General features: G+C 53.8%; 14 protein-coding genes. 9 read left to right on the top strand and 5 right to left on the bottom strand.

The window, feature by feature from the left end:
- Window positions 1-157: 157 nt before the first annotated feature.
- From GGR07_RS00825 to GGR07_RS00815, 3 genes are read right to left on the bottom strand one after another with little or no spacing between them, the layout of a single operon-like run.
- The gene (locus GGR07_RS00825; RefSeq protein ID WP_034543990.1) at window positions 158-1,363 is read right to left on the bottom strand and encodes an OmpA family protein; all 1,206 of its coding nucleotides are present in this window, start codon (window positions 1,361-1,363) and stop codon (window positions 158-160) included.
- Between the two features lie 44 nt (window positions 1,364-1,407).
- Entirely contained in the window at window positions 1,408-4,446 is a 3,039-nt protein-coding gene (locus GGR07_RS00820; protein WP_147298140.1) for a collagen-like domain-containing protein, read from the bottom strand.
- Between the two features lie 14 nt (window positions 4,447-4,460).
- Window positions 4,461-4,694 (bottom strand): hypothetical protein, encoded by a 234-nt coding sequence (locus tag GGR07_RS00815; RefSeq protein ID WP_021645415.1) that lies wholly within the window; start codon window positions 4,692-4,694, stop codon window positions 4,461-4,463.
- A gap of 263 nt (window positions 4,695-4,957) precedes the next feature.
- Here GGR07_RS00815 and GGR07_RS00810 point away from each other — a divergent pair, with 263 nt between their 5' ends.
- Window positions 4,958-5,212 carry a DUF4248 domain-containing protein gene (locus GGR07_RS00810; protein WP_034544087.1) on the top strand — a complete coding sequence of 85 codons (255 nt, stop codon included), beginning with the start codon at window positions 4,958-4,960 and terminating at the stop codon, window positions 5,210-5,212.
- Between the two features lie 753 nt (window positions 5,213-5,965).
- Here GGR07_RS00810 and GGR07_RS00805 read toward each other — a convergent pair.
- On the bottom strand, window positions 5,966-6,298 hold the full coding sequence (locus GGR07_RS00805; protein WP_183200455.1) for a hypothetical protein: 333 nt from the start codon (window positions 6,296-6,298) through the stop codon (window positions 5,966-5,968).
- A gap of 100 nt (window positions 6,299-6,398) precedes the next feature.
- Between GGR07_RS00805 and GGR07_RS00800 the strand changes: the two genes are divergently transcribed.
- From GGR07_RS00800 to GGR07_RS00775, 6 genes are all read left to right on the top strand, one after another.
- On the top strand, window positions 6,399-7,037 hold the full coding sequence (locus GGR07_RS00800; protein ID WP_021646043.1) for a hypothetical protein: 639 nt from the start codon (window positions 6,399-6,401) through the stop codon (window positions 7,035-7,037).
- Between the two features lie 24 nt (window positions 7,038-7,061).
- Entirely contained in the window at window positions 7,062-8,429 is a 1,368-nt protein-coding gene (gene dnaB / locus GGR07_RS00795; protein ID WP_021646042.1) for a replicative DNA helicase, read from the top strand.
- Entirely contained in the window at window positions 8,426-8,962 is a 537-nt protein-coding gene (locus tag GGR07_RS00790; RefSeq protein ID WP_122056544.1) for a hypothetical protein, read from the top strand. The genes dnaB and GGR07_RS00790 overlap by 4 nt, the downstream gene beginning before the upstream one ends.
- A 149-nt stretch (window positions 8,963-9,111) precedes the next feature.
- Entirely contained in the window at window positions 9,112-9,648 is a 537-nt protein-coding gene (locus GGR07_RS00785; RefSeq protein WP_021646040.1) for an HU family DNA-binding protein, read from the top strand.
- A gap of 35 nt (window positions 9,649-9,683) precedes the next feature.
- The gene (locus tag GGR07_RS00780) at window positions 9,684-9,962 is read left to right on the top strand and encodes a hypothetical protein (RefSeq protein WP_021646039.1); all 279 of its coding nucleotides are present in this window, start codon (window positions 9,684-9,686) and stop codon (window positions 9,960-9,962) included.
- Window positions 9,959-10,408 (top strand): N-acetylmuramoyl-L-alanine amidase, encoded by a 450-nt coding sequence (locus tag GGR07_RS00775; RefSeq protein ID WP_021646038.1) that lies wholly within the window; start codon window positions 9,959-9,961, stop codon window positions 10,406-10,408. Before GGR07_RS00780 ends, GGR07_RS00775 begins: the two co-directional genes overlap by 4 nt.
- Window positions 10,409-10,791: 383 nt before the next feature.
- Here the strand turns inward: GGR07_RS00775 and GGR07_RS00770 are convergent, their stop codons facing one another.
- Window positions 10,792-11,538: an ATP-binding protein gene (locus GGR07_RS00770; RefSeq protein WP_021646037.1), complete on the bottom strand. Its 747-nt coding sequence runs from the start codon at window positions 11,536-11,538 to the stop codon at window positions 10,792-10,794.
- Window positions 11,539-11,678: 140 nt separating this feature from the next.
- Here GGR07_RS00770 and GGR07_RS00765 point away from each other — a divergent pair, with 140 nt between their 5' ends.
- Window positions 11,679-13,106, top strand: a complete 1,428-nt coding sequence (locus GGR07_RS00765; RefSeq protein WP_034542610.1) for a tetratricopeptide repeat protein — start codon at window positions 11,679-11,681, stop codon at window positions 13,104-13,106.
- Window positions 13,107-13,405: 299 nt separating this feature from the next.
- The gene (locus GGR07_RS00760) at window positions 13,406-13,876 is read left to right on the top strand and encodes an NfeD family protein (protein WP_021646035.1); all 471 of its coding nucleotides are present in this window, start codon (window positions 13,406-13,408) and stop codon (window positions 13,874-13,876) included.
- Window positions 13,877-13,914: the final 38 nt, after the last annotated feature.

Below are 13,914 nucleotides of genomic sequence, written 5' to 3'. Positions count from 1 at the left end.
AAAAACTCAATGATAGCGATTGTTTTATTTGATTAGAAAGGGTGGTAGTTATCAATATGAAAGAGAACTTCTCCCAATTCCATGTTTTAACACACCCACCCTCGTCTTTTTCTATGTAAAGATCAATGCACGATCAGTACTGACGACCGATACGTGATCAATCCTGATGTTGGGGCAGCTTATTCCAGTATTCCGACTTGGTGATCCGCTCGATAGTCACCTTGCGGTCGCCCAGACGGACATTGACGGACTCGCTTGCCGGAACCGATACGGCGCGCTTGCCCACACCGCGCGACTTGAGCATTTCCGCCGGCACGCCTCTCTTCACGAGCGCATCTACAACGGCTTTCGCCCTGTTGCGCGAGAGTCGCAGGTTGTAAGCGTCCGTTCCGCGTGCGTCGGTGAATCCCGTGATCAGGAAGCGCGATCCTCTATGCTCTTTGAGCATCTCGGCAGCCTTGTCGAGAATCGTTTCCGACTCGGCAGTAAGCGCATATTTGTCGAATTCGAAGTTCACGTTGTCGAACATGTCGCAGATCTTCTGCTCGGCAGGAACACGCACTTCCTTCTCCACGATGCGTTCTACGATGCGTTCCACCGGCCTGTCTATTTCCACATACTGAACTACCGGTGCCGGACGCTTGTCGTGTCCGCCGATGCGCCACATCACACGCAGGGTGATCTGTGCGAAACGGGGCAGATTCTTCTGCAACGGCATCAGATACTCGCCTTGCAGGCCAAGCCCCAGCGAGTTGTTGAGCCATGCGTTCACGCCCGCTCCCAGAGAAAGGGGGAAGAAGGAATCCTTATCCTTCTCGCGTCCGTTCTTGTTCCACGTATCGGTGGCTTCCCAATGAGCTTTCCCGGTGGGGTCTTCGTAGAAGATTCCGGAGTACCTCGCGTCGAAATCCTTGTGCAGGTAGTTCATGCCCACGCGCAGGTAAGGCTCCACGTACTTCGACCTGAACATGGGGCTTAGCCTCCATTGCAGCCCGAGCCCTCCCATGTAGAGGAAGTTGTGCTTATTGTCGTTCTCCGGCGTTCTATGATGGTTTTTGGCCATTCCCATCGTTCCTTGCAGGTCGAGATAGAACCAGCGGTTCAGCTCCCGTGCCACGTACAGGTTGACACCTCCCATCAGGTGTTCGGCCTTCAGGTTGTAGAGGTAACCGTCCTGAAGGTTCTGAAAACCGGTGACGGCCACACGGTTCCAGTTGATCAGCGCACCTCCTATACCAAGCTCCCAAGCCCTCTTGTTTTTCTTCACGGGCTTCTCCGCGAGCAGTTCGTTGTTTTCGCTATGCTGCGCCCACACGGAGGGGAGGCATAAGATAGCGCATATTATAAGTATGACTTTTTTCATTTGAATATTGTTTTCGTTAGAACTTTATTCACTCTCGCGTTTTTTTACTTCATCCAGTCTGTCGGTATATATCCTTGGGGAACAACCATAAGCCCTTCTTTGGTGTTATAATCTTCCAAGATATAATTCCAATAAGCATCCTGTACGAAGTTGTACGCTTTGCGTCCTCTGTAATATTTGGCATATTCGCTACCACCCTGCAGCTCCACATAGTTCTTCGGATACGCGCTTACCAATGTGAAGCGGCTGTTCTTAGTAAAGATCGGATAGTTGGAATAGCTGCTTGTCAGACCTCCGCTGCCTGAGTGGCTCATGCTCATCATAATCATGAAATTGAAGTCTTTCGGAAGCTCGCTTGCCGGTTTCTTTTCACCCACAGGGTTCCAGATGCGTTTCGCCTTGTCTTTCACGAAGGCTTCCACCGGATAGAATTCGCCGAGCTGATTCACGTCAAACTCGCCCCAGAGGGTAGATTCTCCGTGTTTCACTTCTATCTTCACGTTCTTCAGGTCGCATATCGGGTTGATCTCCGGCGAGTAGACTTTCTCTTCGGGATATACCACGTGGCCGTAGTCGTTGGAAGCCCCGCTACCGTCTCCGAACACAAGGGTGACGTATTTCTTCTTGCCGTCCCACTGGAATTCTTTGAGCTCGTCTTTCGCTCCTTCGGGCGTAGCAATATACTTTTTCTCCCTTTCGGTGAGGATGTAGGGTCGTATGACTGACACCTGTTTCTTCTCCTTTTCGTGGTACCTGTTCCATTTATCCACTGTTTCGTTCATCTCCACATTGGCTGCGGCCACCGGCTGATCGGCGTTTTTCACCGTTGCAACCCTGAATCCGGGTTCGGCGATTTCAAAAGGATAGGCCTTCCATTGACCGTTCACCTGACACTGCACCCTGTAGGTGATGACCACCACCGGTTCGTATCCCTTATCCGGATTGTAGTAGTGAGGAGCTACTTTGATCAGCTCCGCTTTCACGTTGATGCGGTTGGGCACGAGTGTGTTTTCGGCCGATGCTTCGGTCACTCCGCCAATGGTGACGCTTGTCGTCACGCCTTTCCGTTCTTTGAGCTTCTTCAGGTTGGGCAGTTTGTCCATCGGAACTTTAAACTGTCCCTTCGCATCCGTATTGAACGTAAGGTCGGCGGGCAAACCGGGCAATCCTTTCACTACGGAGCCGGCCGGCGCGGCTTTGCCTTCCTTGTCGTACACTTGGAATAAGACCGACCCGTCGCTGGGAATGACATACTCCTGCAGCTCTGAGTTCGAGTACTGCGGTATCACGTTGAATTTCCCGACAATAATGGTGATGGGTTCATTCTCGGCGGAGGTATCTCCTCCTATTCCGTCTTCACCGTCTTTACCGCGTAGGAATTGCCAGAAGTCGGCCACAGTATCTTTCTTAGGATCCCACATCGCTCCGGGGTTGTGCGGATCGGGTGTTTTTCCTTTGGCTATTTCCTCTTTCCAGAGTTCGTATGCGCTCTTGCCGTCCTTGCCGTCAGCGCCCGGTTTGCCTTCTTTTCCATAAGCCGGTTTGCCGGTGTCTTTGCCGTTGATGAACCAGTTGCCGTTGTCGCCGATGACTACTTCGGGAGCTTTGCCGTCTTCACCCACCGCTTTCTTTCCGGTGTCTTTGCCGTTGACGAACCAGTTGCCATTGTCGCCGATGGTCACGGTAGGCATCTTGCCGTCAGCACCCTTCGAAGGTTTGCCGGTGTCTTTGCCGTTGATGAACCAGTTGCCGTTGTCGCCGATGGTCACCACAGGAGGTTCCGCATCCTTGCCGGGTTTGCCCTCAGGCCCGCGTGCGGGAATCTTGGTATCCACGTCGCCTATCCACCAGTTGCCGTTGTCTCCGATGCGCGGGGTCTGCCCGTTCTCGCCGGAGGCTCCGGTCAGGAATTTCCAGAAGTCGGATACCGTATTCTTCTTCGGATCCCATTTCTTGCCGGGATTGTGCGGATCGTCCACGTCGCCCTTGGCTATCTGCTCTTTCCACACTTCGTAGGCACTCTTTCCGTCTATGCCGTCTACGCCGTCTTTACCCTTGAGGTACTTGAAGAAGTCGGTCACTTCCACTTTATCTTTCGGCCAGTCGATCGTGCCGTCGAGTACTTTTTCCTTCCATACTTCGTATGCGTCCTTACCGTCTTTGCCGTCGGCACCGCGTAGGAATTGCCAGAAGTCGGCCACAGTATCTTTCTTAGGATCCCACATCGCTCCGGGGTTGTGCGGATCGGGTGTTTTTCCTTTGGCTATTTCCTCTTTCCAGAGTTCGTATGCGCTCTTGCCGTTCTTGCCGTCAGCACCCGGTTTGCCTTCTTTTCCGTAAGCCGGTTTGCCGGTGTCTTTGCCGTTGATGAACCAGTTGCCGTTGTCGCCGATGACTACTTCGGGAGCTTTGCCGTCTTCACCCACCGCTTTCTTTCCGGTGTCTTTGCCGTTGACGAACCAGTTGCCGTTGTCGCCGATGGTCACGGTAGGCATCTTGCCGTCAGCACCCTTCGAAGGTTTGCCGGTGTCTTTGCCGTTGATGAACCAGTTGCCGTTGTCGCCGATGGTCACCACAGGAGGTTCCGCATCCTTGCCGGGCTCTCCCGGTTTGCCCTCAGGGCCGCGTGCGGGAATCTTGGTATCCACGTCGCCTATCCACCAGTTGCCGTTGTCGCCGATGCGCGGGGTCTGCCCGTTCTCGCCGGAGGCTCCGGTCAGGAATTTCCAGAAGTCAGCTACGCTGTTCTTCTTCGGATCCCATTTCTTGCCGGGATTGTGCGGATCGTCCACGTCGCCCTTGGCTATCTGCTCTTTCCACACTTCGTAGGCACTCTTGCCGTCTATGCCGTCTACGCCGTCTTTACCCTTGAGGTACTTGAAGAAGTCGGTCACTTCCACTTCGTTCTTCGGCCAGTCGATGGTTCCGTCGGCCACTTTCTGCTTCCAGATGTCGTATGCTGAAAGTCCCGCGTCCCCTTTCGGCCCTTTCGGCATCATAATGTCTACATCCGTGCAGGATGCCACTAACCCTATCAACAATCCCCCGATTATTGATAGAAAAAACGTTTGTTTACTTCTCATTTTAAAAAAATTAATCAGTTAAGTTTAGCAATAAGCATTTTATTTATCTCTATAATATAAAAAATTGCAAAAAATAGCTCAATAATTTCAATAGGGGTGTTTTGGCGTGTTTGGCGACCCGTGCCGTTATCTTCGATTCCGGCACGGCGTATCATAGAAGTAACGCGTCGCAGAGAAAGAACAAATAAAGAAACTCTTTTGTTTAGAACAATCAATAAAAAAAACAATTGTGCAACAATCCGGTACATTTTTCAGCGTTTATCGTTAAGCGTTGAAGAAAAGTAAGGGTTTCGTAAGATAAAAATAAAATACATTTATCCAATGAAAACACTGTATAACAAAAAGTAATAATTCTGAAATATAAACAAAGAAAATATAGTAAAAAAAAATAATACGATTAAAACATCAAATTATCGTTTTTTATTATATTTTTGCCAAGTATTATCAATAAAGTAATGAAAATATACAAATTCTTTATATATATATTTTTAATATATTAAGTAAAAACAATATGAAAACATTAACAACTTATGAGATCAATGGCTTCAAGCCATTTTCGGAATTGGCCAAAGAGTACTTTCCGAACTATGCGACCACCAGCGCCTCAGCAAAGAGAATGCGCAAAGACATTCAGAAGAATGCAGTGTTGAGAGCGGAACTGGAGGCGGCGCACTACACGATGCAAACCACCATGCTGAGTCCGGAGATGCAACGCATCATCTACAAGCACTGGGGGATGCCGAAGATGCGGCTCACTCTGACGTAAAGCGTCCCGCCCTCAAGCAAGGGCGGCTGCGCCGCAGACGGTTGTGCCCTGCCTCGAGAGGCGGGGACGTGCGGCAATGCCGTTGGCGGAGGGAGCCCCGCAAGGAAGAGGCAGGGGAGGCAGCTCCCGCGATGCCGCTCTTGCAGCATCGCGGGAGCTGTCCCTTTACGGAAACAGGGTTTCGATTGCGGGAATGGGATGTTGTGCTTGCCGGAGTGAGATGTTGTGCTTGCCGGAATGGAATGCTGTGCTTGCCGGAGTGGAATGTTGTGCTTGCCGGAATGGGATGTTGTGCTTGCCGGAGCGAAGCGCCGTGTGACGCGAAGCGGGAAAACGTGCCGCGGGAGAGCGGCAAAAAAGCAGGAAAGGCCGGAGCGAAAAACGACCGAAAATGCGAAAATCGTTCAGAATATATTTTTTTAAAAATATATTATTATTTCTTTATATTATTAAGTGTTCCGCAAAGCGTTCCACCCCAAACTACGAAACCCTCGTAATCAACAATCAAACAGATCGTTACGAGCTCAAAAAAGCGTTCCACTTGGCGTTCCACTTTTCGCAGGCGTTTTTTCACCCCGAAAAGGAGAAAATGCGCTACCAACCCGAACAGTCGTTTCGCTTATTGCCCGCCCTTTTTCATGCCGAAAAGAAGAAGATGCGCTATCAACCCGAACAGTCGTTTCGCTTATTACCCACCCTTTTTCATGTCCGGCAAAAGCTCTGTTTTCGCCTTACAGAAGTCCTGTTTTTGCTTTACGGAGACTTTGTTTGCTCCCGAAAGAGACTCTCACCCTCCTCCGCTTCGGGGCGAAAATTTTCCCCTCTCAAATGAAAGTTTCCTCCCCGCTCCGGGCAAAAGTTCCCCCTCCCAAATGAAAGCTCCCTCCCCGCTCCGGGCAAAAGTTCCCTCTCCCAAATGAAAGCTCCCTCCCCGCTCCGGGCAAAAGTTCCCCCTCCCAAATGAAAGCTCCCTCCCCGCTCCGGGCAAAAGTTCCCGCTCCCCGCTTCGGAGCGAAGCAACAACTCTTCCTTATCGCCGAAAACTTCGGTATGCGACCACACCCATGTCGGATTATTTAAGTCCATCTGAGTCCGAACGAGTCCAAACGCGTCTGGAGGGTATTGACAAAAGATTTCCGATGATATATCTTTGCGGCATACCGAAATCAATACTTTAAAAACACTTATGGAAAACATCAATCCGGAAATGCTGAAACACGGCTATCTCATCATTCCGAAACTCATGCTGCAAAAATTCAACGACAAATCCGCCCGTCAGGACGGGGACTTCGAGGCTTTCCTGAAAATGCTGATGAAGGTGAACTACACCGACATCAAAACAGACACGGGGACAAACAAGGACATCGTGTGCCGGCGCGGCGAAAGCCTGTACAGCTACCGCGACTGGAGCAAGGTGTTCGGGTGGGCGGTGTCGCGAACGTTCCGCTTCATCAGCAAGCTCAGCAGAAGCGGAATTATCGAGCTGATCGACCACCGCGAAAACCGCAACATCCTGCACATCCGCATCAACGAGTACGACCGCTGGACGGGCAACACCGCCGCATACAAAGAGCACAGGAGCGCCACCGACGAACGCTTCCGGATATTCTGGGACGAATACCACCGCATCACCCTGCTGCCGAAAGAGAACATCGGAAAAGCACAGCGCGAATGGAAAAAACTGCCCGCAAAGGAGCAGAAACTCGCCATCGAACGCATCGAGGAGTATTACTACCACCTCACCGACACGCAATTCACCCTCAGGGCGTGCAACTACCTGTCGAACAAAGCCTATCTGAACGAATACGACAAATTTATATCTTAAATCAACCAACTAAAACAAACAAACATGTATCACGAAACCGAAATTGAAGAAGCCGTCATAGGCGCGTGCCTCATCGAGCGCACCGCCATGCCGATGGTAGCCGACAGGCTGCGACCTGAAATGTTTTACATCCCCCGCCACAGCATCATCTACTCCACACTGCTGGCCATGCACCACGCGGGAATCCAAATCGACATACTCACCGTGAAGGAGGAACTGGCCCGACGCGGAAAGCTCGACGAAGCGGGCGGACCCTACGGCATCGTGCAGCTGAGCAGCAAAGTGGCCAGCTCGGCGCACCTCGAATTCCACGCCCGCATCCTGCACCAGAAGTTCATCAGGCGCGAGACGGTGACAGGGCTCAACAAGCTGCTCGCCTGCGCCATGGACGAAACGATGGACATCGACGACGTGCTGACCGACGCGCGCGGACTGCTCGACCGGCTCGAAGGCGAAGCGCGCACCGCCGACCGCATGCGCGACATGCAACGCCTGATGGAGGACACCATGGCGGAAGCCGAAGGACGCGCGGCGAAGAGCGCCAACGGGGTGACGGGCATCCCCACGGGGCTGAAGGATCTCGACCGGATGACGTCGGGCTGGCAGAACGGCGAACTCATCGTAATCGCCGCACGCCCGTCGGTGGGGAAAACCGCCTTCGCCCTTCACCTCGCCCGCAGCGCAGCGGAGGCAGGGCATGCCGTGGCGGTGTACAGCCTCGAAATGCAGGGCGAAAGGCTGGGCGACCGCTGGCTGCTGAGCGCGGGCGACATCAACCCCTACCGCTGGCGCACGGGAATAGCCGCCCCGCACGAGATGGCGGAAGCGCGCGCGGCAGCCGCCTCGCTGGCACGACTGCCCATACACGTGGACGACAGCAGCTCGATGAGCATCGACCGCGTGCGGGCAAGCGCACGACTGCTGCAAAGCCGCAAGGCGTGCGACCTCATCATCATCGACTACCTCCAGCTCTGCGACATGAGCACGGGGCAGAACAACCGCAACCGCGAGCAGGAAGTGGCGCAGGCCACCCGCAAGGCGAAGCTGCTGGCGAAGGAGCTGAACGTGCCGGTGATCCTGCTCAGCCAGTTGAACAGGGAGTCGGAAAACCGACCCGGAGGACGTCCCGAACTCGCCCACCTGCGCGAGAGCGGGGCCATAGAGCAAGACGCCGATATCGTGACACTGCTCTACCGTCCCGCACTGGCGCGCCTCGCCGCCGACCGCGAGAGCGGTTACCCCGCCGAGGGACTGGGCGTGGTGATCGTAGCCAAGCAGCGAAACGGCGAGACGGGCAACGTCTACTTCGGCCACAACCCCTCGATGACGCGCATAGCCGACTATGTGCCGCCGATGGAGTACCTGCTGAAAAACACCGCAAAACGGAAGTGAAGAGGTTCGGCGGAGGCTCCGGAAGCAGTCCCATGACGGCAGGACGGGCAAGACAGCAGAACCTCCGGAAAAGCCTGCGAAAGCCGCGACAAAAGCGGGGCAGCACAGTAGGCAGTCTGGCCGGAGCCTCCCGAAACACCCCCATGCCGACAGAACAGGCAAGACGGCAGAACCTCCGTAAAAGTCTGTGGAAGCCGCGACAAAAGCAAGACGGAACAACCGGCAAGCAGCCCGGATCCTCCCGAACCAATCCCATGCCGACAGAACAGGCAAGCCAGCAGAACCTCCGTAAAAGTCTGTGGAAGCCGCGACAAAAGCGGGGCAGCACAGTAGGCAGTCTGGCCGGAGGCTCCCGAAACACCCCCATACCGACAGAACAGGCAAGCCAGCAGAACCTCCGTAAAAGTCTGTGGAAGCCGCGACAAAAGCAAGACGGAACAACCGGCAAGCAACCCGGATCCTCCCGAACCAATCCCATGCCGGCAGAACAGGCAAGACGGCAGAACCTCCGCAAAAGCCTGCGAAAGTCCTGAAAAAACAAAACAGAAAAAAAGTAGAAAATAATCCGATTTACAGACAAAATAAATTCAAAATTACTTGACTTTCGGATTTATATTTTGTATATTTGCAATGTAAGAGACAAACAAATATTTTTTTACTTAAACCTTAACTTTTTACCATTATGAACGTATTAGTAGAACGCTACCAACGCAAGCAACACATGCACAAGCCGGACTCTCCGGTGTTGTATTACATCCGTCAGAAAACGGGTACGGTACGGGTGATGAACATCCACAAAATCGCCGAAGCCATCGAAGCCGGAACCTCCCTCACGGCGGGCGACGTGAAGCACGCCATCGAGGCATTCGTGCAGCAACTGCGCCTCTCGCTCACTCAGGGCGACAAGGTGAAAATCGCCGGACTGGGCACGTTTCACATCACCCTGAGCAGCACCGGCGCGAAGACGGAAAAAGAGTGCACCGTGCGCAACATCCGCCGGGTGAACGTGCGCTTCATCGCCGACAAGGCGCTGCATCTGGTGAACTCGGGGCTGGTGACCACCCGCAGCGGAAACAACGTAGACTTCCTCCTCGCGGGGAAAGAAGACGAAGGGGGCAAGCCGTCGACCTCCGGAGGAGGCACGAAGCCCGGAGGCGGAGGCAGCGGGCAGGAAGGCCCGAAACCGGGCGGTTCCGAAGCTCCCGACCCGGCATTGTAACCAACCGTAATCGTAACCTGAAAAACGCATGAACCATGTTCAACAAAATCATCGACCTGCTCATGGCGGTGCTCCCCTTTCTGGGCAACCGCAAAAAGCGCGAAGAGATGGCGCGCGAAGTGAAAGAATTCAGCGAACTGGTGAAAGACCAGTACGGCTTTCTGATGGACCAACTCGAAAAGGTGCTGAAGGACTATTTCGACCTCAGCGCGAAAGTGAAGGAAATGCACGCCGAGATCTTCTCGCTCCGCGAACAACTCACACAGGCAGCCGTACTGGAGTGCCGCAAAAGGGAGTGCAAACAACGCCTATGAGAAGCGTCAACTTGATTGTAGTCCACTGTTCCGCCACGCGCGAGGACAGGGACTTCACGGAGTACGACCTCGACACCTGCCACCGCAGGCGGGGATTCGACGGACCGGGATACCACTTCTACATCCGCAAGAACGGCGACATCAAGTCCACCCGCCCCATCGAACGGGTAGGCGCGCACGCCAAGGGGTTCAACGGCGAAAGCATAGGCATCTGCTACGAAGGCGGGCTCGACTGCCACGGACGCCCCAAAGACACGCGCACGCCGTGGCAGAAGCACTCGATGCGGGTGCTCATACTCACCCTGCTGAAAGACTTCCCGGGCTGCCGCGTATGCGGACACCGCGACCTCAGTCCCGACCTCGACAGCAACGGGGAGATAGAGCCGGAAGAGTGGATCAAGGCCTGTCCCTGCTTCGACGCCGCCACGCGCTGGAACGAGAGGTGAGGCTCCTACCCCATCGGGCGGAAAACAAACCGGAACGAAGGGTGAGGCGAAAAAGCCGAGAGGTAAGGCTTCTATCCCATCGGGCGGCAACCAAGCCGAAACGAAGGGCGAAGCGAAAAGCAGAGAGGTAAGGCTCCCCACCCCATCGGGCGGCAAGCAAGCCGGAACGAAGGGCGAAATAGGGACCGTTTGAAATCAGCAATGGAAAGAGCTGCGTCGAACTCGGTTTTGAGTAACGATGCAGCTTTTTCATTCCCGGCGAATCGTCAAAAGACTTCCCCATGCTCCGTTGCCGGCTACACAAGCTCAGCCTTTTTCATTCCCGGCAAACCGTCAAAAGACTTCCCCATGCTCCGTTGCCGACTGTGCAAGCTCAGCCTATCTCATTCCCGCCGCACGGGCAAAAGCTCCTCCTGCACGTTCGTCATGCTTGCCCACAGACTGTAACGGGCTTCGGGGTTCATCGCCTCCAAACGGCGGAGCACCTCTTTCATCTCGCTGCGGCTGGAGTCCGACTCGTAGGGGCAGTTTTTCACCTGAGGGAGGTAACCGCGCAACGCCGCCAGTTCCGTCAAGTCCGACTCGTGCACGAGGCACATCGGGCGGATGATGGTCATGTCGAACTTCTTCATCACCAGCCGCGGCGGCATGGTGCCGAACGCCCCCTGATAGGTGATGTTCATCAGTAGCGTCTCCAGAATATCGTCCATGTGATGCCCCAAAGCAATCTTGTTGCACCCCATCTCCTTGGCAACGGTGAAAAGCGCCTTGCGGCGGTTCCACGAGCAGAGGAAACAGGGCGATTTCCGCGTGTCGGTAGAAGCGTCGAACGAAGTCTCGCGCAGCACGAACTCCACCCCGTGCGCCTCGCAATGCGTCCGCAGGTAGGCGGCATCGCTACGGTAGGCGATGTTGCTCATCACCACGTGGAGAGCCGCCACCGAGAAACGGGGCTTGTGGATGCGCGCCCTTCGCCCCAGCAGTTCGACCAGCGCGAGCGAGTCTTTCCCGCCCGAAAGTCCGATGAGTATCCTGTCGCCCTCTTCAATGAGGCCGTATTGCACCACGCCCTTGGCAAAACGCCTCTCGATGCGGCGCAGCGTCTTTTCTTCTTCCGTAAATTTCGTCATACCATGCTATAAACGGATGCAAAAATAAACGAAAAGAATCATTTAAAGAAGAATTAACAAAATAGAATGGGGCAAAAAGGGTTTATTGCCGATAAATTTGTATTTTTGGACAAGCTAACCCAAGCAAATGTGAAGAAAACATGAAGAAAAAACAGATACTAACCATCCTTTGCAGCTTCCTCCTCGCCGGCCTTTCGGCACAGACTCTCGAAGAGGCGCGCGAGCTTTTCGCCAAGGGGGAATACGAAAAGGCGAAGCCGGTATTCAGAATACAGCTGAAAGCGCAGCCGGGAAACGGCAATTACAACTACTGGTACGGCGTATGCTGCCTGAAAACGGGACAGCCGGAAGAGGCGGTGCCGCATCTGGAGACTGCCGTGAAAAAGCGGGTGACAGGGGGGCAACTGCATCTGGGGCAGGCGTACGACGCCACGTACCGGTATGAAGACGCGGTGGCCTGTTTCGAAAAGTACGTGGCCGACCTGAAACGCCTGAAACGTCCGGTGGAAGAAGGAGAACGGCTGCTGGAACGGAGCAAGGCCCGCCTGCGGATGCTGAAAGGTGTGGAAAAGGTGTGCGTGATAGACAGCTTCACGGTGGATAAAGAGCGGTTTCTCGAGGCTTACAAGATAAGCGGGGAGTCAGGCAAGCTGCACACGTACAACGCTTTCTTCGGCACCGAAGGGAAGCATCCGGGCACGGTGTACGAGACGGAGATAGGAAACAGGATATACTACGGCGACGACGGCGGACAGGGAACGCTGAGCGTATTCTCGCGAAGCAGGCTCGGCAACGAATGGGGAGCGGCGCGCCCGTTGCCCGAAAACATCAACGGCAGGGGAAACACCGGCTATCCGTTCGTGATGACCGACGGGGCGACGGTCTACTACGCCACCGACGGCGAAGGTCTGGGGGGATACGACATCTACGTGACGCGGTACAACACGAATACCGACACTTACCTCACCCCCGAAAACGTGAGGATGCCGTTCAACTCGCCCTACAACGACTATATGTACGTAATCGACGAGTACAACAACTTGGGATGGTTCGCCTCCGACCGCTTCCAGCCCGAAGGGAAGGTGTGCGTGTATGTATTCATCCCCAACACCTCGAAGCAGACGTACGACTACGAATCGGCGGAGCCGGGGCAGATCGTGCGGCTGGCAAAGCTGCATTCGCTGAAAGAGACATGGGAAGACGAGGAGGCGGTGGCAGCGGCGAAGAAACGGCTCGAGGCTGCCCTGAACTACCGACCGAAGCAACAGCGGGCGATGGATTTCGAGTTTGTGATAGACGACCGCAGGACGTACTATCTGCTGAGCGACTTCCGGTCGGAAGAGGCGAGGGAGATGTTCCGGCAGTACCAACTGTTGGAAAAGGACTACCGACTGCAACGGGAAAAGCTGGACGCCCAACGCGAGGAGTACGCCCAAGCCGGCGAGAGCGAGCGGGCAGTGATGGCTCCCGCCATTCGCGACCTTGAGGAAAGGGTGCTGCAAATGGCTCTGGAAATGGACAGTCTGGGCATGGGCATACGAAACGCGGAAATAAACAGTGCCAAATAAACGAAGTTCATAACAAGGAAAATGATGAAGCAAAGCCTAAAAACAAGGGTGAATAAAGCCACCAAGCAAAACAAGAAGCAGAGAGCAGAGGAAAGAAAACAAATAAATGAAACGTAGAACACTCATTAAATAAATGAAGCTAAACAAATAAAGCTAACAAACAAAGTTAACAAACAAAGCTAATAAACAAAGCTAATAAACAAAGCTAACAAACGAAGCTAATAAACAAAGCTAACAAACGAAACTAACAAACGAAGCTAATAAACAAAGCTAATAAACAAAGCTAAATAAACGAAGCTATGGATATACTAATTATTACCGTTCTTATTGTCGCGGCAATCATTCTTTTTCTGGTCGAGCTGTTTGTCATTCCGGGCATCAGCTTGGCGGGTATCTCGGCAGTAATCTGCATTCTCTATGCCAATTACCACGCCTTCACCCATTTGGGTATGGCGGGCGGTTTCATCACGCTGGGCATATCGGCAGTCACCTGCATCGGATCGCTCATCTGGTTCATGCGTTCGAAAACGCTCGACAAGCTGGCGTTGAAGAAAGACATCGACTCTAAGGTAGACCGCAGCGCGGAAAAGAGCGTGAAGGTAGGCGACACGGGCATCAGCACCACCCGGCTCGCACAGATCGGGTACGCCGAAATCAACGGAAAGATCGTGGAGGTGAGGTCAGTTGACGGCTTCCTCGACGAAAAGACGCTCATCGTGGTGCGGCGCATCACCGACGGAACGATTCTGGTGGAGCGGCAAACGAATTAATGTTTATTCATATAAAATTAACGCTTGCAGGCTAAATA

The organism is Bacteroides pyogenes, assembly GCF_014196225.1.
GTDB lineage: Bacteria > Bacteroidota > Bacteroidia > Bacteroidales > Bacteroidaceae > Bacteroides > Bacteroides pyogenes_A.
This window is presented reverse-complemented; position numbering and strand designations above follow the sequence as displayed.